Here is a 19,765-nt window from a genome sequence, read left to right on the forward strand (position 1 = left end):
ATGAACAAGAGAAAAGTGATTCCGAGTCTGCGATCACTCGCAGATCAAGAGCGCGCGACAGCCAAGAAGGCCCGCGCGTCGTGGCAGATGTTCACGATTATGGCAGAGTTTATCGAGGCGACCGAGTACCTCTCGGAGATCCGTCCTGCCATCAGCATCTACGGTTCGGCCCGTCTGAAACCGGAGTCGCCGTACTATCAGCGCACCATCGAAATCGCGCAGAAATTCTCGGACGCGGGCTTCGCCGTCATCTCGGGCGGCGGGCCGGGCATCATGGAAGCGGCCAACAAGGGCGCACATGCGGGCAAGTCGCCGTCGGTGGGCTTGAACATCGAATTGCCGCACGAGCAGTCGGGCAATCAGTGGCAGGACATCTCGCTGCGCTTCCGTCACTTCTTCACGCGCAAGGTCACGTTCGTGAAGAATTCGGATGCCGTCGTGGTGATGCCGGGCGGCTTCGGCACGCTCGACGAACTCGCCGAAGTGCTCACGCTCATCCAGACCAAAAAGTCGCGTCATGTGCCGATCGTGCTGGTGGGCGCGGAGTTCTGGGCAGGACTGCTCGACTGGTTCAAGAAGACGCTCCTGACCAACGGCGTGATCAGCGAGAAAGACCTGGACTTGATGCAGGTCATCGACGAGCCGGATCAGGTGCTCGATGCCGTGCTGCGCTTTTACGAAGACCGCGAAGAGAAGGCCGAAGAGCCGGCTGAGGGCAAGTCGGACGAGGATCGGATGTTTTATCTTTGATCGAGCTACGCACGGACGCCTCGCAGTCGGAGGCGTCCGTTTTTCGCCAACCACCCATAGGCGTACTAATCAACGGACGGACTTGATGGACTCGCGTTGAATCGCTAATATCGCCCGCAACGGGCAGCAGCCGCAGCGTCAATGGCGTATGCGGCTATTTTTACGGCCCCTCGATAGTTTCTATTAATTGAAATGCGGTTTTTGAGATAAGGCGACAATCAACGTGCGCCTGTCTCCGCATGATCCAAAGGCGATACAAGCAACATGAAGCACGCATCAAGCACCCTTTTGAAGCTCGCTGGCACAGTCGCGGCCGTGATGGCCCTGCTTGCAGGATGCCATGACAAGCAGCGAAACGACGCATCGGTTCCGGCGTCGGCGAGCGCGCCTGCTGCCGCGCCCAGCGCAGCCCTCCCATCCCAAGCCGATCGCATGAAACAAGAGCGCAACTCATTGCTCGATAGCATCTCGGGCGTCTGGAAGCCGGCTACCGGCGCGGGCCTGACGGTCATTTCGGCATCGGGCAACGACATCCAGATAGCACAAGGCGACACGCTACTGCCCGCCGCGCTCGGCGACGTGGACGTCGACAACAGCACGGTCAACGTCAAGATCTTCTGGAAGAGCGGCAAGCAGGAAGTGCGCACCATCACCCCGACGAAATGCGGAGAATGCGACGGAACCGGCGCAATCACCATCACCGCCGCCGACGGTACCCAGCGCGATTACAGCTTCATCCGCAAAGTCAGCCAGGACGACCTGAATCGCATCGGCGCGCTGTCTACGCAAGTCGCGCCGTTAGCTCCCGCCGCCGACCAGCCGCAGCCGAATGCCACAAGCGACCGCGGCATTGTCGATATGTATCTTGGCGGCATCGACATGAACATGCGCTCCTGTCCCGGTTCGACTTGCGCCGCGCTCCTCATCGTGCCGAAGGATTCGAAAGTCAGCGTGGATACATCCACGATGCGCAACGTCACCGAGTCATCGGGAACGAATACGCCGTGGGTACGTGTGACCTATGAAGGCGCGTATTGCATGCCGGAAGAACTGGATCAGCAAACCGGCTGCACGCCCTCCCACGGCACGGAGGCGCCCGTGACCGGCTGGATGAACTACACGCGCTTGATGAGCGCGCCGCGTCCGCAGCAATAAACCACTGCATCGCGGGCGGCGGCCCACGCCGCCCGCTACGCGCTGGATCGCCTTACTGAAACGCCACCTCCGCAAAACTCCGCAACTTCCGCGAGTGCAGCCTCGACAAGCCGTTCATGCGCAGCAGTTCCATCGCCTTTACGCCGATCTGCAAGTGCTGATCAACCTGCACGCGATAAAACTGATCCGCCATGCCCGGCAGCTTCAGTTCGCCATGCAGCGGCTTGTCCGATACGCATAGCAGCGTCCCGTACGGCACGCGAAAGCGGAAGCCGTTCGCGGCGATGGTCGCGCTCTCCATGTCCAGCGCGATCGCGCGGCTTTGCGACAGCCGCTGCACCGGCTCGCGATGATCGCGCAGTTCCCAGTTGCGGTTATCGACGCTTGCGACCGTCCCCGTTCGCATGACGCGCTTCAATTCGACGCCTTCCAGTTGCGTCACCTGCGCCACCGCTTTTTCCAGCGCGACCTGCACTTCCGCGAGCGCCGGCACGGGCACCCAGAGCGGCAAATCGGCATCGAGCACATGGTCCTCGCGCACATAGCCATGCGCGAGCACGTAGTCGCCCAGACGCTGCGTGTTGCGCAGACCCGCGCAGTGGCCGAGCATGACCCACGCATGGGGACGCAGCACCGCGATGTGATCCGTGATCGTCTTCGCGTTCGACGGCCCCACGCCGATATTCACCATCGTGATGCCGCTGCCGTCCGCGCGCTTCAGGTGGTACGCCGGCATCTGCGGCAGACGCGCGAGCGCCGTGCCTTCGTCGGGCTGCTCGCCGAGATTCGCGTTGTACGTGATGACATCGCCCGGCTCGACAAACGACGAATACTCGCTGCGATACGCGCGCGTCTCTTCGTCGTCGGCGCGCGACATCAGCGTGCGTCCCAACTTCACGAACTCGTCTATGTAGAACTGATAGTTCGTGTACAACACGTAATTCTGAAAATGCGTCGGCGAAGTCGCCGTGTAATGGCGCAGCCGATGCAGCGAAAAGTCCACGCGCGCCGCCGTGAACAGCGCAAGCGGATGCGGCTCGCCCGGCCCCGGCTCGTACGTGCCGTTGACGATGCGGTCATCGAGCAGCGCGAGGTCCGGCGTATCGAAGACATTGCGCATTGCGAGCAGGCGGTCGCGGTCGAGATCGCCTTCCAGATGAATGCCTTCGGCGAACGCGAAGTGAATGGGAATGGGCTGCGCCGATACGCCCACTTCGATGCCCACGTGGTGATTCTTCGAGAGCAGCCGCAACTGCTCGCGGTAGTAATCGCCGAAGAGATCGGGACGCGTGAGCGTCGTCTCGAAGATGCCCGGCCCCGCGACGAAGCCGTACGAGCGGCGCGAATCGATGTGCGTGTTCAGCTCCGTGCGAACGCGCACGAACGGATAGCACGCGCGCACGCGATGCGTGAACTGCTCCTGGCGCCGGTATCGCGCGAAGGCATCGCGCAGGAACGCGGTGTTCGCTTCATAAATGGCGGACAGGCGCGTGACGGCGGCGACCGGGTCATCGAAGGATTCGGTCGGAAAATCGTTGGCCGGCGTGCCCTGAGTGGTTTGAGTGCGGTCGTTTGTCATGGTCTTGTGTGCGTGTGCGTCAATGCCGTCTCGGATGAATCGACATTAACACGGAAGAATGCACGGACCATGAAGCCCCTACCGCGCGTCTCATTGCAACGCCCGATTGCCGGCGACGCACGCGGTCCGTTGCGCTTCGATAGGGTTTGTTAGAATCCGGCCATCCCTGGAGAATTATCATGAAGCCGCTTCTTTCTGTCGCCACGGCGGCAGTCCTCGCCGCCGCAAGCGTTGGCGCGTTCGCGCAGCCGATATCCAACGCGAATCCGCCGGCGGCGCAACCGGCTCAGCACACCATGTCGGCGGAAGAAGCCGCGGGCCTTCCCGATCTGAAGGCGATCAACCGTCCGCCTGCCAATGTCAGCTCCAAGGTCGAAATTTCGCCGCCGCGCACGCCGAGCTTCCACGAATTGAGTCCGAACGGGACCGAAATCACCGAGTACCGCGACAAGGGCAAGCCCGTCGAAATCAACGTGCATTCGAATTTCGGCACGCATTATCAGATGAGCGCGCCTGCGGATACGTCGCCGCAAGTGCGCGACAGCGGCCGCGCCAGCACGCGCCTGCCGTCCGTCAATCTGCGTTATTGAGCCAGGTAACATAGCTTCGAGCCCGCTGTCCGTCAGCGGGCTTCGTCATTCGGCCCGCACGGGCCAATCCAACCAGACCGACGTTTCCTGCATGGCCGTATTCACTCCCGTCTCTGACGCCGAGCTCGGCGACTGGCTGCAACACTACGATCTCGGCGATGTCGTCGAATTTCGCGGCATTCAATCGGGCATCGAAAACAGCAACTTCTTCCTCACGACGACGCACGGCGAGTACGTGCTGACGATCTTCGAGAATCTCACGGCCACGCAGCTTCCGTTCTATCTCGACCTGATGCGGCATCTGGCCTCGCATCGCGTGCCGGTTCCCGACCCGATGCCGCGCTGCGACGGCTCGCTCTTCGGCATGCTGCGCGGCAAACCGGCTGCCATCGTCACGAAACTCGAAGGCGCGCCCGAACTGACGCCAACGCCCGCGCACTGTATCGAAGTCGGCAATATGCTCGCGCGCATGCATCTCGCGGGGCGCGATTTCGCGCGCCATCAACCGAATTTGCGCAGCCTGCCATGGTGGCAAGAGAATGTGCCGGCCATCGCCGGCTTCCTGAGCGACAGCCAGCGCGAACTGATCGAAGCCGAACTCGCGCATCAGACGGCGTTTTTCGCCTCGGCCGATTACGCCGCGCTGCCCGCCGGCCCGTGCCACTGCGACCTGTTTCGCGACAACGTGCTGTTCGCGCATGGGCGTGAGCACGCGCGGCTGGGCGGCTTCTTCGATTTCTACTTCGCGGGCGTGGACAAGTGGCTGTTCGACGTGGCCGTGACCGTGAACGACTGGTGCGTCGACCTCTCGACGGGTGCGCTCGATGCCGCCCGCGTCGATGCGCTCGTGCGCGCCTATCAGACCGTGCGTCCTTTCACGCCGGCCGAGGAGCGTCACTGGAACGACATGCTGCGCGCGGGCGCGATGCGCTTCTGGGTGTCGCGGCTGTACGACTTTCATCGTCCGCGAGAAGCGCAGATCCTGAAGGCGCACGATCCCGGCCATTTCGAGCGCATTTTGCGCGAACGCGTTCAAGCCGCGTCCTCTTCCGCCAAACGGTAACTCAGCGACTCCCTCATGCAACTGATCGAAGTTCCCGCCAAAACCGGCTACGTGTGGTTCCGCCAGGGCATCTGGCTGTTCCGCCGCAACCCGTTTGCGTTCCTCACGGTGTTCTTCGCCTATTTGTTCGTGATGACGCTGATTTCGCGCGTGCCGGTCGTCGGCCCGTTGCTGCCGCTGCTGTTCATTCCGGGCGTCGCCGTGGGTTTCATGGCGGCGTGCAGAAACACGATCGCCGGCAAGCCGGTCTGGCCGACCATCCTCGTCGACGGCTTTCGCTCGTATGGCAGCGCGGTCGCGCGTCGGTTGCTGGTGCTCGGTGCGCTGTATGTGCTGGCGATGGCCGTGATTTTCGGCATCTCCGCCCTGGTCGACGGCGGCACGCTCCTCAATCTGATGCTGGGCAACACGCCATCGGGCGATCCCGAAACCGTCGCGGCGAGCTTCAGCCCGCTGGCGGTGCTGGTGGCCATGGCGTGTTATCTGCCGGTCGCGATGCTGTTCTGGTTCTCGCCGATTCTGATCGCATGGCACGAGGTGCCGACCGCGAAGGCGCTCTTTTTCAGCCTCGTCTCGTGCTGGCGCAATCGCGGGGCGTTCATCCTGTACGGCGTCCTATGGATTGCGGTGGCGCTAGCAGTATCGTTCGGATTGACCGCGCTGATGCAGGCGCTCGGCGTCGGGCAGGAGATGGCGTTCGCGGTGCTGATGCCGGCGTCGATCCTCGTCACCACCGCGCTCTACTGTTCTTTCTACGCGACGTATCGCGGCTGCTTCGGCGTGCAGACGCCGGACGCGCCGGATCTGCCTAATGCGTCGGGCGCGCCCGGACGCTAGTCGTGCCGCGCGAAGGCGGCGAGCAAGCAACAAAAAAGCCGGCGGACTGCCGGCTTTTTCACTTCAACTCAAACTTCGCTGTCAGACGACTTAGTGCGTCATCCACGACGGATGACGGGCGGCCGCGCGCTGATCCAGCTTCTTCATGCGATATTCGAGATCGTAGATGTCAGTGGCTTCAGCGAGGTATGCGTCGTCACGCTCGCGGTTGCGCTCTTCAGCGGTCTTGGTCAGGAAAAGGAAAATGCGGGAAAGCAGGAACATGATTGGCCTCGCTGGGATACTGGGGTAACTACCTATGAACGTGATTATAGGGTAATCCCTGATCCAACGCCAGCCTTTACTGCTAGAACGCTGATACTAAAGACGAAATTGCAACACCCGAAACAATGCTCCGCCGCCTTACGCGACGAACGCGGCGCGCGTCGCTTCGCTCGAGCGGCGCTGATGCTTGAAGAACTCCCACAGCACGGCGGACGAATCCGGCCCTTTCGACGAATGGAACGCGACCGTGTCGTCGCCGCCCGCCCATGAGTGGCCGAGACCGCGGACCACCGAGGTCTTCACCACGCGCCGCCCGTTCTTGAAGTAGTCGCACACGACGCCATCGGGATGCGTTTCCTCCCGCACTTCGCCCGCGCGGGGCTTGCCCGCTGCGTCGACGAAGCCGTTCAGCCGAAGAAACTGTTGCGTCAGTTGCTCGGCATTCTTGGCGGTCACAACCGAATCGAGCTCGCCGTGAAGAATGACCGCCGGCATGCCCGGATAGTCGCGCACGTCGAGCGCGGCGTCGATGAGCGTGATCGGGTCGGTCCGGCTGCCGCGACGCATGACGTCCATCGCGCCGATCGCCGAGTTCGCCTCACCGAAGACGACGCCCGAGTGCAGGCCGACGGCAGCGAACAAGTCGGGATAGCGGATCGCAAGCAGCGCGGACAGGCCCGCTCCCGCCGACATCCCCGCAAGATAGACGCGCTCGGCGTCGAATTGATGCTCGGCGAGCATCGCGCGAATCAGCGACACGATGGACGCCGCCTCGCCGCCGCCCCCGCTCGTCGAATCGTCGTACCAGTTCCAGCAGCGATGCGGGTGGTCGTGTTTCGATTGCTCGGGATACAGCACCGCGAAGCCGTATCTGTCGGCGAGCAGGTTCATTCGCGTGCCCTGCGCGAACTCGTCGGCGCTTTGCTGGCAGCCGTGCAGCATGACCACGAGCGGCAAGCGGCCGAGGCTGGTCCTGGGCGGAACGTACAGCGCGTAGGCCAGATGGTTGACGAATCGGCCCGCCGCTGGCGGGGCCGAATGGTACGAGCGGTCCCACTTGCCGCGCGCCCAGGCTGACGCGCGTGGCCTGACGCGCGACTCGCGCATGTCCGGGCGCGCCGTGGGACGCGGCGCAGTCGCGGCCTTTTTGGCGGCGCCGGATTTCAGTTTCGAGCGGACAGTTTTCGGGCGCGCTGGCTTCGCGGCGGGGCGCGGCTTGGGCGGGCGAATGGTTTCGACTTGGCCAGCGACCAGGCGTCTCAAGCCACGCAACCAAAGCTTCGTCAGGCTCTTCGACATTCGGCTGGTTCTCCTAAAGCGTATTCAGATGACGCGCAATTCTCGGCGCCGTGTTGCACTGCACAATACCATCAAATTCGCCGTTTGGCTTGCTCGTACTTTTCGCCGTTCGAGAGCGTTTCCGTCAATTCACATAGATAAACCGCTGTTCGATGCTTTTGCAGGCATTTATCGCGGGAAATGAGGTCCAAGTTTCGTACTGCTCCGAGCAGCTATACTTTCGCCTCGCCCGCACCGATCACCCCGTTGCTGCCGCAATGCAGCAACTGCTATTCCCAATAAGTGTGATGAACGTCGATCTACCCGCTTCCCTCTGGATGAGCATTACCGCGCTTGGCAGCATCGGCGTCATGTTGCCGGTGGGGCTTGCCGCCGCCGCGTGGCTCGCCCTCGGCTACGGCTGGAAGTACACGATTCAGTGGCTCGCGCTGCTGGGCGCGGGTAGCGGATGCGTCGCGCTCAGCAAAATTGCGTTCATCGGCTGGGGAGTCGGCATGCGAAACATCGACTTCACCGGCATCAGCGGGCACGCGTTCATGGCGACGGCGGTGCTTCCGGTCGCGTGCTTCGTGGCGCTGTTGCCGGCGCGCGGGGCCGTCCGGGCGGGCGGTGTCGCGTTGGGACTGCTGCTGGGCGTCGTGGTCGGCGGGTCGCGCGTCGTGGTGAACGCGCATTCGGTCTCGGAAGTCGTCACGGGATGCGCGCTCGGCGGCGCGGTCGCGATTGCGTTCGTGTCGATTGCGTGGAGGGCAGAGCCGGGGAAGCTCTCGCCGACGCCCGTGACGGCGAGCCTCTGCGCAGTCGTCGTGGCGCTGCACGGCGTGCCCGTGCCGACGCAGCACTGGATCACGGAAATCGCGCTCGGACTGTCTGGCCACGGGCGCCCGTATGTGCGAGCGCGCTGGAAGGCGAAAATCTATCGCGCGCCCGAGCGGCGCGCCGATCTGTACGCGCCGCGCTATCGCGCCGCCGCGTAGAAAAAAGCGATTCGCGTCAGTCGTTCACGCCGATGATCACGCTCGACGCCTTGATTACCGCGACGGCCTTCTGACCTTCGGCCAGCCCGAGCGTGTCCACGCTCTGGTTCGTGATGATCGCGGTGATGGTGGTCGAATCGTCGAGTGAGAGCGTCACTTCGGCGTTGACCGCACCGCGCGTCACGCTCGCAATCGTTCCGCGCAACTGATTGCGCGCCGACAGCTTGGCCGGCGAATCTTCCATCAGCATGACCCACGACGCCTTGATGAGCGCGAATGCGTCGCCGCCTTCCTGGAGGCCGAGTGCCTCGGTGCTCTCGTGCGTGACGACCGCGACGATGTTCTGACCGCCCGGCAAGCCGAGCTCGACTTCGTCGTTCACCGCGCCCCGCGTGATTTTCGCGATTTTTCCCGCAAGCTGGTTCCGCGCGCTCGTTTTCATTCCCAATCTCCCGATGAGTTGCCAGTCGCGTTCGAAGCCCTCGATGGCCTCGCCCACGTGTTGAAGAAACTTGCGATGCTCGCGTTCGACCGCGCGATACGTCTCGATCAGGCGCAGCGCCGACGCCGTCAGTCTCGTACCGCCGCCGCCCCGCCCGCCGGACGCGGTGATCACGAGCGGCTCGCCGGCGAGATTGTTCATCGTGTCGACGGCATCCCATGCCGCCTTGTAGCTCATGCCGACGCGCTTCGCGGCTGCCGTGATCGATCCGGTGTCGCGGATTGCCGCCAGGAGCGCGACGCGCGCCGCGCCGCCGAGCGTTTCGCCGCCGCTCTTTACCCAGACCGAGCCGCCGAACGCCAGCGGTTCGGCGGCGGCGGGCGGTGTCGTCTTGATCATCGGTCGCCTTTCAATCGTGGAATGCGCGAGACGCGAAACGTGCCGGCGCATTATAGCGACGGCCTCCGATGGCGCGCACTGGCTCGCGCGCGCATCACATCAGAGGAAATAGGAATTGTTCACGAAGTCATGAAAGCGACACATGCCCCGTGAAACATGACCTTTTCCCTTCGCCGGCCTTCGCCCCAAGGACGCATCATGAATCAGGTTGTCTTCCCCCAGACGCAAGGCCGCACGCCAGGACAGCGTTTCGCGTTTCTGGTCTTTCTGCTCGCCATCGGCGCGGGCGTCGTGTACTGCATCCTGCACCTGTTCGAGGATCTCTCGCCGGTGCGCGAATCGTCGGCGTTCCCCTACATTCTGCTCGGCATTGCGCTCGTGATCGCACTCGGCTTCGAGTTCGTGAACGGCTTCCACGATACGGCCAACGCGGTCGCGACCGTCATCTACACACACTCGCTGGCGCCGAATCTGGCCGTGGTCTGGTCCGGCACGTGGAATTTCATCGGCGTGCTGATCTCGAGCGGCGCGGTCGCGTTCGGGATCCTGCAACTGCTGCCGGTGGAACTGATCATCGGCGTGGGCAGTTCGCAGGGCTTCGCGATGGTCTTCGCGCTGCTCATCGCGGCGATCATCTGGAACCTCGGCACGTGGGCGCTCGGTCTGCCGTCGTCGAGTTCGCATACGTTGATCGGCTCCGTGATCGGGGTCGGCCTCATGAATCAGATGCTGCACGGAAGCAACGGCACATCGGGCGTCGACTGGAGCCAGGCGGTGTCGGTCGGCAAGTCGCTGCTCTTTTCGCCGATCGTCGGCTTCGTGCTCGCGGGCTTTCTGCTATATGTGCTGAAGCTGGTCGTGCGCGTGCCGGCGCTCTATCAGGAGCCGAAGAAAAACACGCCGCCGCCGTTCTGGATTCGCTGCCTGCTGATTCTCACGTGTACCGGCGTGTCGTTCGCGCACGGCTCCAACGACGGCCAGAAGGGCATGGGCCTCATCATGCTGATCTTGATCGGCACCGTGCCGACCGCCTACGCGCTCAACAAGGCCGTCACGCCGGCCGAGACGCAGACGTTTCTCGCGGTGAGCCACAGCGCGACGGAGACGCTCCAACGTTACAGCGGCGGCGCGTCCCCGGCGCCGGATGCACGCGCTCAGGTCGAAAGATACGTGCAGACCAAGACGCTCGCGCCCGATACCATTGCTTCGTTGAAGGCGCTCATCGGCTCGATCGAGTCGCAGATCCGCCCGAGCGAGACGATCGCCTCGGTGCCGCAAGGCAACGTCCGCAACGTGCGCAACGAGATGTACATCGCGTCCGAAGCCTTGCGCGTGATGGAGAAGCAGAAATCGCCCGCGTTCGCGTCCGCGGATGCCGCCGTGCTCGACAACTACAAGCACCAGCTCGACCACGCGACGAAGTTCATCCCGACGTGGGTAAAGGTGGCCGTCGCCGTGGCGCTCGGCCTCGGGACGATGGTCGGCTGGAAGCGCATCGTCGTGACGGTCGGCGAACGCATCGGCAAGACGCATCTGACGTATGGACAAGGCGCGTCGGCCGAACTCGTCGCGATGCTGACCATCGGCGCCGCCGACGTCTACGGCCTGCCGGTCAGCACGACGCACGTCCTGTCGTCCGGCGTCGCGGGCACGATGGCGGCCAACGGCTCCGGCCTGCAATGGCGCACGGTGCGCAGTCTCGCGCTCGCGTGGCTGCTGACGCTGCCGGTTTCCATCGCGCTCTCCGGTGTGCTGTTCTGGGCCTTCCGCGGACTCTTCTGACGCACGACCGGGCGCGTGACATTGCAAATTTTGCGCGCGCTGATAGCCGGTCTTTCATTTTGACAAATGCCTTTGCCGCGCGCGCCGTCGTCGATGCGTGCGGCGCCGTGCTGCCGTCGATGCGCGCAGCGTGGCACGGAGGTTGCTCCTTGCTGCTCGTCGATCGCAACACCGGACGGCCAGCGGTTTCCTTGCCGCTGCGCATAGACGTGTAGCTGTTGGGGAGGGTCCACGTCGAGCCGGATGGTCGCGCGGTCTTTTATAAGGAGAAGTCAAATGACGATCGGAACCATCCTGCTTATCATCCTGATCTTGCTGTTGATTGGCGCCATCCCGTCCTGGCCGCACAGCCGTAGCTGGGGTTATGGACCCAGCGGCATTCTCGGCGTCGTGTTGATCGTCGTGATCGTTCTGTTGCTGATGGGCCGTATATGACATCTGGCGGGCGCCGCACGCGTCCGCCGCTCGCCGGAAAAAAGAAGGGCGCTCGATGGAGCGCCCTTCTTTCATTCGATGCCCAATTCGCCGGTTCACACCCGCATGACTTGACCGTTCGGCTCGATCTTGCGGGGAATGACAGGCTCCGTCTGCCTGGGCGATGCCGCCTTTGCGCGCGGCGCGACCGCCGGTTGTTCAATGGCGGCCTTGTCGGCGATCTGCTTCACCGCCGCCGCGCTTCTCGGTTTCTTTTTTGCCGCTGTGCGGGACGCGGCGTGCGCCTTCGCCTTGCCCTTCGCCGGTTGCGACTGCACTTCCGGCGGATTCCAGACTTCCGTATACCGCTGCGCCGCCAGCACCGGCGACGTTCCGAGCACGAAGGCCATCGTCAGGAATGCGAGCTTCAAGTCGTTTCGCTCCATCGGTTGAGCATCGGTTGAGATTCGGTTGCGACTCAGTGACCCTGACGCGCGCTGCGCGACAGAATCGCGTCGAGCGAGCGTTCGGAGGTTTCCAGTTCGCACAGCGCGGCGTCGAGGCGTGCCATCGAGCGCGCGACGGACTGCGTGCTTTCCTCGCCGTGCGGTTCGCCTCGCGTGGCGTCGAACGCTGCGTTCACCGCGCGGCTCGCGCGCATGAAGCGTTCGAGTGCGGCGGCTTCGAGCGAATCGTTGCGGGAAATCATCGGCAAGCTCCTTGTTGCGGACAAGCTGTACGAATATACAGTAATGCGACCGCGCAGCAAACACGCGGCGTACGCCGTGGCGAAAATGCCGAAGCGGCTATTGACCGGGCGCACCGGGCGTCGCAGACGGCTGCGAGCGACTTTTTGCCGCATATCCCGGCCCGTAGGACATCGATTAAGCCGGGCTTAATTCTCCACGCACACACTCGACGCGCGATCACGCCCGGCCGCCGACAGCCGGGCATCAACGTGAGGAATGTGCCATGTCCGTCAACACCGCCGCGCGCCCGGCCTTCGCCAATCTTGCGCGCGCCATGCGCCGCCACACCGCGCTTAAGTTGAGCCGCTGTCGCCTGTCCGCGCCGATCGAGCGGCCGTGGGGCGAGCCGTACCGCACCGTCGAATGGACGCTCAAGAGCGACCCGCGCGTGCAGCGATGCGTGCTGCGCGCCGATTGCACGGCGTCTGATATCGCGGACGCGCTGCAAGCGCATACGCCCGGTCGTCGCTACGGGCCGACCGACGACGACGACTGACGCTTGAACCGCGCGATGAAGCTAGATTTACTTGAATGAACCCGCGCGTGCGGCGATGAGTTCTACGCGGCGACTGCACGGCATTTGATACCGCGAGCGCGCTGCAAGCGTACGCCTCCGCTACGGGCCCTCCGATGACGTCGATTGCGCCGGACTAGGCCGCAAACCGCGTCGCAACGCTACATTTATCTTGTACAAATCCACACATAGACTAACATGCGTTAAAGGTTCCTTTGGAGACTTAACGACATGCCCCACGCCGCCCATGCTGCTTCTGCGGCGACCGGCCATCCGGCGCCGCGCCCCGCGCCGGACCTCGGCGACCTGTCCGCTGCCGGCCTGCGCGCCTTTTTCAAGATCGCGGAAGCCTGGGCGCTTTCCGCCGACGAGCAAATCGTCCTGCTCGGCAAGCCCGGACGCTCGACCTTCTTCAAGTGGAAGAACGCGCCGCAAGCCGCACGGGTCGGACGCGATACGCTCGAACGCCTCTCGCTGATTCTCGGCATCTACAAGGCGCTGCAAATCCTCTTGCCGGACCCGCAAGCCGCCGATACGTGGATCAAACGCCCGAACACCGCGCCCGCTTTCGGCGGACGGCCCGCGCTCGAACGCATGCTCGCGGGCAACGTCAGCGATCTCGTCGCCGTTCGGCAGTATCTCGACGCAATGCGAGGCGGCTGGGCGTGACGGGCAATCAGGCTGTATCGAGCTGGCGGGACCGCTGGCCGCATGGCGAACTGGACTGGTCCCCGGCATATCGCGTGATTCCCACGCGCTTTCCCGCCGTGAATCTCTTCGACCGAGTCGCGTCGCCGCAAGATTTCGACGCCCTGTACGCGCTCGAAGCGATGACCAACGACCGCCTGCGCACGGAAGTCGGCGAACTCGATCTCGTGCCGCGCGAAGAACGCTGCTTCGGTCCCGGCTGCGGCCCGATCATGGCTGCTTTCACGCATCTGAACCCAAACGGCAGCCGCTTCTCAGATGGCAGCTACGGCGTGTTCTATTGCGCACGCGAGCGGCAGACCGCCATCGCGGAGACGCGCTATCACGCCGGTCTCTTTCTCGCGGCAACGCAGGAAGCGCCGCTGCGCCAGCAAATGCGGCTGTACCGCGTGACGGCGCGCGGCGAAGTCGTGGATCTGCGGGGCGATCGCATCGCGCAGGCGGAACTCAATGCAGGCATTCTCGCGCCGGACGACTACGCGCCCGGCATGGCGCTCGGGCGCGCGGTGCGGGCGGCGGGCGCGCCGGGCATCGTTTATCCGTCAGTGCGCGATCCGCAAGGCGAATGTCTCGCCGCCCTGCGCACGACGCTGCTGCGCGACTGTCATCACGCCGCCTATCTCGAATACAACTGGAACGGTCGCGCAATCGATTGCGTGTTCGAACTGAATCAGGTCGGCTAGCGCGGACTAGCTGATGGCGACGGCCGTCGAACTGCGCGTGCGCGACAGCTTCTTCGTCGCGGGCCGCGCGGCCTTCGGCGACGTCTTGCGCGCCACCGTCTGAAGCGCCTGCGCCGCCGCGTTCTTGGCGCTTCCCTTCAACGCGCCCGCGCGGGCCTTCTGGCTCGATTCCGCGAGCAGGCCGGTGAGCCGCGCGTCGCTGGCAGCGGCGCCCTTGCGGTTGGCGCGCGCCGCTTCGCGTGCGCGGCGCTTCGCATCCTTCTCCAAAAAGATGACGAGCGCGGCCTCGTCCGTCTTGAGTCCGTGCCGGCGCGATGCCGGCAGCGCCTCGGCGAGCTCGCCCGCCTCGAACGCCTCGATCACGGCCGGGTGCACATAGCACTTGCGGCAGACCGCCGGCGTATTGCGCAGCAGTTGCGACACTTCCTTGATGGTTCCGACGACATGCTTGCGCGCTTCCGTCACCGTCTCCCATTGCAGCTTGCGAAGCGCCGCGAGCGCGAACACGCTGCCGGCCCACGTGCGGTAGTCCTTCGCGGTGAAATCCGCGCCGGTGATCTCGCGCAGATAATCGTTGATGTCGGACGAGCTGACCGAATGCCGCTCGCCGTCGGCATCGAGATACTGGAAGAGGTCTTGCCCCGGCAAATCCATGCACCGCTTCACGATCCGGGCGACGCGCGCATCGCTCACGGCAACGTCATGTTCGATGCCGCTCTTGCCGCGAAACTTGAAGCGCAGCGTCCCCGACGACACCTTCAGATGGCGCTTTCTGAGCGTCGTCAGTCCGTACGAGCGATTCTCCCGCGCGTATTCCTCGCTGCCGATGCGGATCAGCGTCGTATCCAGCAGCCGGACGACCGTGGCGAGCACCTTGTCGCGCGGCATGCCGTCGAGCGTCAGATCGCGCGATACGCGGGCGCGCAGCTTCGGCAGAACCGCGCCGAACGCCAACATGCGCTCGTACTTGTTGGCGTCGCGCGTCTCGCGCCATTGCGGGTGATAGCGATACTGCTTGCGGCCACGCGCGTCGCGGCCCGTCGCCTGAAGATGACCGTGCGAGTCGGGACAGATCCAGACGTTGGAATAAGCGGGCGGAATCGCGAGCGCGTTGATGCGCCGGATTTCCGCTTCGTCCTCGATACGTTTGCCCTGCGTGTTGAAATAGGCGAACGCGCCGTCGATCCATTCGCGCGTGTAGCCGCGACGGGAATCGTCCACGTAGCGCAGGCCGGGCGGAAGGTCTTCCGTGAGCGATTGTGCAAGCGCGTTCTGCGCGTCGCGCGATGCTTCCGCGGCTCCGTTGCCGCTCCGGCGTGCGGCGTTCTGTCCAGCGTTGCGTCCGATCCTCGCCACTGCGTGCCTCGACTCGTTGCTTTTGGTTCGTGGCGAGATTCCGAGCAACGGTTGTGCCTCGGCCTCTTTTCGCGACAAGCAAACGAGACGACGCCCGGCGACGTTCAGGGCAATGCGAGTTCGCGCGCGCCTTCGGACGCGGCCCAGCGTTCCTTGACCGACCAGATTTCGTCGCTGCCGACTTCGACGATCGTGAGCCGCCCTTCCGCCGCGAACGCGCCGGTATCGACATAAATCTGCGAGCCGATCTGCCGCACCGCGCGCATCGGCGTGTGGCCGCAGTAGGTTGGCGAGAGCCCGCGCTGCACCGAAGGGTCCGCGTTGCCGAGCGCGAGACTGCGGCCCCACAGCATCTGGCTGCGCGTGTCTTCCGAGAACGCGGCGGCGTCCAGATCGGCGTCGCTGCCGAAGAACTCGGCATGCAGCACGTTGAAGCGCCGCTCGCCCTCGCCGACGACGCGCACGAGCGGCAGCGTCGAAAGCCGCGTGGCGAGCGCGGCAAGCTGGTCGTCGGGGACCGTCTCGGCCCACGCGCCGCCGATGGCATACCACGACTGCCGTCGCATCTGGCCTGCGGCCACCGCGATCAGCGAATCCTCGTGATTGCCGAGCACCGGGTAGAACCACGGCTTGTCGATGAGCTCCACCGCCGCGAGCGAATCCGTGCCGCGATCGACCAGATCGCCGACCGAGAAAAGGCGGTCGCGCGAGCCGTCGAAACGGATTTCGCTCAGCAGATAGCGCAGCGCATCGACGCAGCCATGCAGATCGCCGACCACGAAGTCGCGGCCGATATCGTTGGCGGGATGCCTGCAGACGGCGGAATAGGTCGGATCATTCATGCGTCGATCTTAGCGCCGGGTGGATCGAACGTGTGCGTGTTGGGTCGCTTTTAATGCGGATTTTGTCATGTGTGCGCGTGGCGTTTCGCAAACCGGACACCACGCGTGTTCATTGGCTTTGGTCAGCAATTGGGTCGCGCGAACCCATTACTGCGCGATCGCACGCAGCCGCGCGACGTCTTCCGCGCGAGTCGTCGCGCGCGGATCGCCGAACTGCCGTGTCAGGTAATTGCTGAGCGCGGCGATGTTCGCATCGGATAAAGACGCGCCGAACGCGGGCATCAGCGCGGGCGCATCGCGGGTTTCGCGGTCCACGCCGTGCAGGATCACGAGGACGAGATTGCTCGTGTCCATCGAGCCGAGCGCGGCCGTCACGCCGTCATGCACGAGCGACGGAAACGGCCCGCCGGTGCTTTCGCCCGTCGCGCCGTGGCAACTGGCGCACGCCGCGGCGTAGAGGCGAGCGCCTTCGGGGTTGGCGGAGCTTGCTGCGCCGGGATCCGCAGTCGTCGCGGTTTGGCGGGTCTTCGCGGCGCCCGCCGTGTCGCGATGTGAAGTGCTCGCGACGTCGGGCGTTGCTACGGCGCTTGTTTTGGCGCGGTCCGGATTCTTCGCACTGTCCGGCGTGTTTTCGGCGCCTGCCCCGTCGCGCTCCGAACTCGTCGCGCTATCCGGCGCTTTCTCGGCTCCAGCCCTGTCGCGGCCCGAACTCGTCGCCTTGTCCGCCGTGTTCCCGCTCCCTCCGCTCCGACGTTCGAACGCGCCCACCGCATCCAGCGTCGTGATGTCCGTTTGCGCCGCAGCGCCGAAGCCCCATCGCGAACGCGCGCCGCTCTGCGCTCCGACCACCGGCATCGACCGCAAATACGTCACCATCGCCCGAAGATCGTCGCCGGTCAGAAACTGCGTGCCGCTCGCGACGACTTCCGCCATCGGCCCGATCGCATACGCGCGTCCCGGCGCCGCGCCGCTCGCGAGGTAGCGCAGCAGTTCGTCGTCGCGCCATGCGCCAATGCCCGCCACCCGCTCGGGCGTCAGATTGCCCGCGCGCCAGCCCGCCACCGTCGCGCCGCCGAGCCGCTCGCCGTTCTTCAGTCCGCCGAGCACGTTGCGCGGCGTGTGGCACTGCCCGCAATGCGCGAGTGCTTCGACGAGATACGCCCCGCGATTCCACTCCGCGCGCTTGCCCGGATCCGGCACGAACCGCCCGGGCGAGAAGTTGAACGCATTCCACGCGATCATCAGCCAGCGCCAGTTGAACGGGAAGCGCAAGGCGTGCGGCGGCGGCGCGTAGCGAACCGGCGGCACGGTCGCGAGATAGGCGCGCATGGCGAGCACGTCGCCGTCCGAGAGCCGCGTATAGGCCGTGTACGGAAACGTGGGATAAAGATGCTCGCCGTTCCTGCCGATGCCCTCGCGCATCGCGCGGACGAACTGCGCGTCGGTCCACGCGCCGATGCCCGTCGCGCGGTCGCTCGTGATGTTCGGCGTATAGAAGATGCCGAAGCGCGTCGGCATCGCGCGGCCGCCCGCGAACGGCCGCGCCGCGTCCGCCGTGTGGCACGCCATGCAGCCGCCCGCGCGCACCAGATATTCGCCGCGCGCGACGTTCGCCGCGCGCGCGGGCGCAGTTGTCTCGCTGTGTCCGGTCTCCGCCTCGAGGCGGCCGAAAGCGAACACGAAAGCGGCCGCGAACGCGAGCATCGCCGGCACGACGAGCGCGCGCCGCCGCGTCATCGCAGCGACGCTTCGATGGCGCCCGCGAGCCGCAGCGCGAGCGCCGCGATCGTCAGCGTGCAGTTGACCGAGCCGCCCGCCGGCATCACGGCGCTGCCCGCGACAAAGAGATTCGGGTGATCGTGCGCGCGGCAATCGGCATCGACGACGGAATCGCTCGCGTCGCGGCCCATGATCGCGGTCCCCATGATATGGCTGCTCGGCTCGAGACCGTCGTCGTGCTCGATCCGCTCGCCGCCGAACCATTGCGCGATCCGCTCGAAGAGCGAGCGCGTATCGGCGGCGCTGCGGCGCACGTAATCGTCGATGGCGTAGCGTATTTCCGGGCGCGGCAGGCCGAGCGCGTCCTTCTGCGCCGACAGCGTCACGCGGTTGTCGGGCGACGCCAACTGTTCGTGGAAGCTGCCGAGCGTCAGCCGTCGCGCGGATTGCTCGCGGATTTGCCGGTCGAGTTCGCCGCCGGTCAAACCGGCTTCGATCAGGTTCGACGTGACGACGAGCGTCGGCGACGCATTCGACAGATGCAGCTTCTTCGCCGCCTGCTGCGCGCGGAACGGGCCATCGCGGAAATCGACGACCGAGCTCATTTCCACCGGCCCGCGCCCCGGCCAGAGCGCTTCGTTCGCGAGAAAGCTCACGGCCACGCCGGGATGATCCATCAGATTGCGCCCGACCTGATCGGAAGCGTTCGCGATGCCCTTCGGAAAACGCGCCGACGCCGACATCAGCAAGAGCTTTGGCGTTTCGATGCCGTTCGCCGCGATCACGAAGCGCCTGCCGGTGACGCGCGTGCTCGCGCCGTTCGGGTCCATGTAATGGATCGCGGCGATCTCGCCCTTGTCGTTCGCTTCGATGCGATACGCGACCGCCTGCGCGATCAGCGTCGCGCCGGCGCGCTCGGCCTTGTCGGCGTGCGTCGCGCCGTGATACAGCGCGCCGATCGGGCACACGGGCATGCAGTTGTTCGCGCCGCAGCACGGCGGCCGGGCGTCGTACGCGCGGCTGTTGCGCGCCATCGGCTCGGGAACGGCGCGCAGCGACTGCGCGGCGAGCACCTGTGCGAACCGCTGATCCAGATACGAAAGCGGCAAGGGCGGCATCGGATACGGCGTCGAGCGCGGCGAGCCGAGATCCACGTCCGGCCCCGCGACGCCCAGTTCGGCTTCGGCCTGGCCGTACCACGGTTCGAGCGTCTCGTAGGGAAACGGCCAGTCGCGCCCGACGCCATGCAGCGTGCGCAGCCGAAAATCCGCCGGCAAGAGACGCCACGCCGCGCCCGCCCAGTGCCACGTCGTGCCGCCGACGAGCCGCAGATATTGCGGCTCATACGCCTTCGCCCCGCGATTGACGAGATAGCTGCCCGGATTCGTCGGCTCCGGACGCGGCGCGTGGCGCACGAGCGGATAGGGCGCGCACAGATCGCGCTTTTCGGGCGCGCGCCGGAAGTTCTCGACGATCTGCCAGCGCGCGAGACGCGGCCCCGCTTCGAGCAAAATGACCGACGCGCCCGCTTTCGCCAGCCGGTACGCGACGAGACTGCCCGCCACCCCCGACCCGACGATGACCACGTCCGCCGCTGTCGATCCCGTCATGCGCTTGCCTCTGTTCGTCGTTATGTTCGTCGC

At 65.0% G+C, this 19,765-nt stretch carries 21 protein-coding genes; 11 read left to right on the forward strand and 10 right to left on the reverse strand.

Features of this window, described 5'->3' with window-relative positions:
* Together GV035_RS14825 and GV035_RS14830 are read left to right on the forward strand one after the other, a co-directional pair.
* Positions 1–750: a TIGR00730 family Rossman fold protein gene (locus GV035_RS14825; RefSeq protein WP_159835806.1), complete on the forward strand. Its 750-nt coding sequence runs from the start codon at positions 1–3 to the stop codon at positions 748–750.
* 432 nt (positions 751–1,182) lie between these two features.
* A complete protein-coding gene (locus tag GV035_RS14830; RefSeq protein ID WP_159835807.1) occupies positions 1,183–1,905 on the forward strand; it encodes a hypothetical protein in 723 nt (240 codons plus the stop codon).
* Between the two features lie 52 nt (positions 1,906–1,957).
* Here the strand turns inward: GV035_RS14830 and GV035_RS14835 are convergent, their stop codons facing one another.
* Complete coding sequence (locus tag GV035_RS14835; RefSeq protein WP_159835808.1) at positions 1,958–3,484, reverse strand: AMP nucleosidase; 1,527 nt, start codon at positions 3,482–3,484, stop codon at positions 1,958–1,960.
* Positions 3,485–3,663: 179 nt separating this feature from the next.
* On the opposite strand from GV035_RS14835, the gene GV035_RS14840 reads away from it, so the two are divergent.
* The 3 genes from GV035_RS14840 to GV035_RS14850 all read left to right on the forward strand — a co-directional run bounded on the left by GV035_RS14840 (position 3,664) and on the right by GV035_RS14850 (position 5,974).
* Positions 3,664–4,074, forward strand: coding sequence for a hypothetical protein (locus GV035_RS14840; protein WP_159835809.1), 411 nt, complete (start codon positions 3,664–3,666; stop codon positions 4,072–4,074).
* A 91-nt stretch (positions 4,075–4,165) separates the two neighbouring features.
* Positions 4,166–5,137, forward strand: coding sequence for a homoserine kinase (locus GV035_RS14845; RefSeq protein ID WP_159835810.1), 972 nt, complete (start codon positions 4,166–4,168; stop codon positions 5,135–5,137).
* A gap of 15 nt (positions 5,138–5,152) precedes the next feature.
* Positions 5,153–5,974: a BPSS1780 family membrane protein gene (locus GV035_RS14850; RefSeq protein WP_159835811.1), complete on the forward strand. Its 822-nt coding sequence runs from the start codon at positions 5,153–5,155 to the stop codon at positions 5,972–5,974.
* Positions 5,975–6,064: 90 nt separating this feature from the next.
* Here GV035_RS14850 and GV035_RS14855 read toward each other — a convergent pair whose 3' ends face one another.
* The gene (locus GV035_RS14855) at positions 6,065–6,238 is read right to left on the reverse strand and encodes a DUF3563 family protein (RefSeq protein WP_159835812.1); all 174 of its coding nucleotides are present in this window, start codon (positions 6,236–6,238) and stop codon (positions 6,065–6,067) included.
* A gap of 138 nt (positions 6,239–6,376) precedes the next feature.
* Positions 6,377–7,537, reverse strand: coding sequence for an extracellular catalytic domain type 1 short-chain-length polyhydroxyalkanoate depolymerase (locus tag GV035_RS14860; RefSeq protein ID WP_159835813.1), 1,161 nt, complete (start codon positions 7,535–7,537; stop codon positions 6,377–6,379).
* Between the two features lie 287 nt (positions 7,538–7,824).
* On the opposite strand from GV035_RS14860, the gene GV035_RS14865 reads away from it, so the two are divergent.
* The gene (locus GV035_RS14865; protein ID WP_159835814.1) at positions 7,825–8,514 is read left to right on the forward strand and encodes a phosphatase PAP2 family protein; all 690 of its coding nucleotides are present in this window, start codon (positions 7,825–7,827) and stop codon (positions 8,512–8,514) included.
* 16 nt (positions 8,515–8,530) lie between these two features.
* Here the strand turns inward: GV035_RS14865 and GV035_RS14870 are convergent, their stop codons facing one another.
* Entirely contained in the window at positions 8,531–9,355 is an 825-nt protein-coding gene (locus tag GV035_RS14870; RefSeq protein WP_159835815.1) for a TOBE domain-containing protein, read from the reverse strand.
* A 198-nt stretch (positions 9,356–9,553) separates the two neighbouring features.
* Here GV035_RS14870 and GV035_RS14875 point away from each other — a divergent pair, with 198 nt between their 5' ends.
* Both GV035_RS14875 and GV035_RS14880 read left to right on the forward strand, forming a co-directional pair.
* Entirely contained in the window at positions 9,554–11,137 is a 1,584-nt protein-coding gene (locus GV035_RS14875) for an inorganic phosphate transporter (protein ID WP_159835816.1), read from the forward strand.
* A 276-nt stretch (positions 11,138–11,413) separates the two neighbouring features.
* The gene (locus tag GV035_RS14880; RefSeq protein ID WP_040050372.1) at positions 11,414–11,572 is read left to right on the forward strand and encodes a DUF3309 family protein; all 159 of its coding nucleotides are present in this window, start codon (positions 11,414–11,416) and stop codon (positions 11,570–11,572) included.
* 95 nt (positions 11,573–11,667) lie between these two features.
* Here the strand turns inward: GV035_RS14880 and GV035_RS14885 are convergent, their stop codons facing one another.
* On the reverse strand, positions 11,668–11,982 hold the full coding sequence (locus tag GV035_RS14885; RefSeq protein WP_236572613.1) for a hypothetical protein: 315 nt from the start codon (positions 11,980–11,982) through the stop codon (positions 11,668–11,670).
* Positions 11,983–12,029: 47 nt separating this feature from the next.
* Complete coding sequence (locus tag GV035_RS14890; protein ID WP_159835818.1) at positions 12,030–12,260, reverse strand: hypothetical protein; 231 nt, start codon at positions 12,258–12,260, stop codon at positions 12,030–12,032.
* Between the two features lie 263 nt (positions 12,261–12,523).
* On the opposite strand from GV035_RS14890, the gene GV035_RS14895 reads away from it, so the two are divergent.
* The 3 genes from GV035_RS14895 (at position 12,524) to GV035_RS14905 (ending at position 14,205) form a co-directional block, all read left to right on the forward strand.
* Entirely contained in the window at positions 12,524–12,796 is a 273-nt protein-coding gene (locus GV035_RS14895) for a DUF2866 domain-containing protein (RefSeq protein ID WP_159835819.1), read from the forward strand.
* Between the two features lie 249 nt (positions 12,797–13,045).
* Positions 13,046–13,483, forward strand: a complete 438-nt coding sequence (locus GV035_RS14900; protein WP_159835820.1) for an MbcA/ParS/Xre antitoxin family protein — start codon at positions 13,046–13,048, stop codon at positions 13,481–13,483.
* Entirely contained in the window at positions 13,480–14,205 is a 726-nt protein-coding gene (locus GV035_RS14905) for an RES family NAD+ phosphorylase (RefSeq protein ID WP_159835821.1), read from the forward strand. The genes GV035_RS14900 and GV035_RS14905 overlap by 4 nt, the downstream gene beginning before the upstream one ends.
* A 6-nt stretch (positions 14,206–14,211) precedes the next feature.
* Here GV035_RS14905 and GV035_RS14910 read toward each other — a convergent pair whose 3' ends face one another.
* From GV035_RS14910 to GV035_RS14925, 4 genes are all read right to left on the reverse strand, one after another.
* The gene (locus GV035_RS14910; protein WP_442859563.1) at positions 14,212–15,561 is read right to left on the reverse strand and encodes a DNA topoisomerase IB; all 1,350 of its coding nucleotides are present in this window, start codon (positions 15,559–15,561) and stop codon (positions 14,212–14,214) included.
* Positions 15,562–15,665: 104 nt separating this feature from the next.
* The gene (locus GV035_RS14915; RefSeq protein WP_159835822.1) at positions 15,666–16,403 is read right to left on the reverse strand and encodes a metallophosphoesterase; all 738 of its coding nucleotides are present in this window, start codon (positions 16,401–16,403) and stop codon (positions 15,666–15,668) included.
* A 147-nt stretch (positions 16,404–16,550) separates the two neighbouring features.
* Complete coding sequence (locus tag GV035_RS29490; protein WP_236572615.1) at positions 16,551–18,140, reverse strand: cytochrome c; 1,590 nt, start codon at positions 18,138–18,140, stop codon at positions 16,551–16,553.
* Positions 18,137–19,732 carry a GMC family oxidoreductase gene (locus GV035_RS14925; protein WP_159835823.1) on the reverse strand — a complete coding sequence of 532 codons (1,596 nt, stop codon included), beginning with the start codon at positions 19,730–19,732 and terminating at the stop codon, positions 18,137–18,139. The genes GV035_RS29490 and GV035_RS14925 overlap by 4 nt, the downstream gene beginning before the upstream one ends.
* Positions 19,733–19,765: the final 33 nt, after the last annotated feature.

The sequence above is a fragment of the Burkholderia sp. 8Y genome, assembly GCF_902506145.1.
Classification (GTDB): domain Bacteria; phylum Pseudomonadota; class Gammaproteobacteria; order Burkholderiales; family Burkholderiaceae; genus Caballeronia.

Bases quoted from the DNA above. Each gene is read 5' to 3' on its own strand.
- GV035_RS14825 (WP_159835806.1), top strand. From the start codon at position 1: ATGAACAAGAGAAAAGTGATTCCGAGTCTGCGATCACTCGCAGATCAA.
- GV035_RS14830 (WP_159835807.1), top strand. From the start codon at position 1,183: ATGAAACAAGAGCGCAACTCATTGCTCGATAGCATCTCGGGCGTCTGG.
- GV035_RS14835 (WP_159835808.1), bottom strand. From the start codon at position 3,484: ATGACAAACGACCGCACTCAAACCACTCAGGGCACGCCGGCCAACGAT.
- GV035_RS14840 (WP_159835809.1), top strand. From the start codon at position 3,664: ATGAAGCCGCTTCTTTCTGTCGCCACGGCGGCAGTCCTCGCCGCCGCA.
- GV035_RS14845 (WP_159835810.1), top strand. From the start codon at position 4,166: ATGGCCGTATTCACTCCCGTCTCTGACGCCGAGCTCGGCGACTGGCTG.
- GV035_RS14850 (WP_159835811.1), top strand. From the start codon at position 5,153: ATGCAACTGATCGAAGTTCCCGCCAAAACCGGCTACGTGTGGTTCCGC.
- GV035_RS14855 (WP_159835812.1), bottom strand. From the start codon at position 6,238: ATGTTCCTGCTTTCCCGCATTTTCCTTTTCCTGACCAAGACCGCTGAA.
- GV035_RS14860 (WP_159835813.1), bottom strand. From the start codon at position 7,537: ATGTCGAAGAGCCTGACGAAGCTTTGGTTGCGTGGCTTGAGACGCCTG.
- GV035_RS14865 (WP_159835814.1), top strand. From the start codon at position 7,825: ATGAACGTCGATCTACCCGCTTCCCTCTGGATGAGCATTACCGCGCTT.
- GV035_RS14870 (WP_159835815.1), bottom strand. From the start codon at position 9,355: ATGATCAAGACGACACCGCCCGCCGCCGCCGAACCGCTGGCGTTCGGC.
- GV035_RS14875 (WP_159835816.1), top strand. From the start codon at position 9,554: ATGAATCAGGTTGTCTTCCCCCAGACGCAAGGCCGCACGCCAGGACAG.
- GV035_RS14880 (WP_040050372.1), top strand. From the start codon at position 11,414: ATGACGATCGGAACCATCCTGCTTATCATCCTGATCTTGCTGTTGATT.
- GV035_RS14890 (WP_159835818.1), bottom strand. From the start codon at position 12,260: ATGATTTCCCGCAACGATTCGCTCGAAGCCGCCGCACTCGAACGCTTC.
- GV035_RS14895 (WP_159835819.1), top strand. From the start codon at position 12,524: ATGTCCGTCAACACCGCCGCGCGCCCGGCCTTCGCCAATCTTGCGCGC.
- GV035_RS14900 (WP_159835820.1), top strand. From the start codon at position 13,046: ATGCCCCACGCCGCCCATGCTGCTTCTGCGGCGACCGGCCATCCGGCG.
- GV035_RS14915 (WP_159835822.1), bottom strand. From the start codon at position 16,403: ATGAATGATCCGACCTATTCCGCCGTCTGCAGGCATCCCGCCAACGAT.
- GV035_RS29490 (WP_236572615.1), bottom strand. From the start codon at position 18,140: ATGACGCGGCGGCGCGCGCTCGTCGTGCCGGCGATGCTCGCGTTCGCG.
- GV035_RS14925 (WP_159835823.1), bottom strand. From the start codon at position 19,732: ATGACGGGATCGACAGCGGCGGACGTGGTCATCGTCGGGTCGGGGGTG.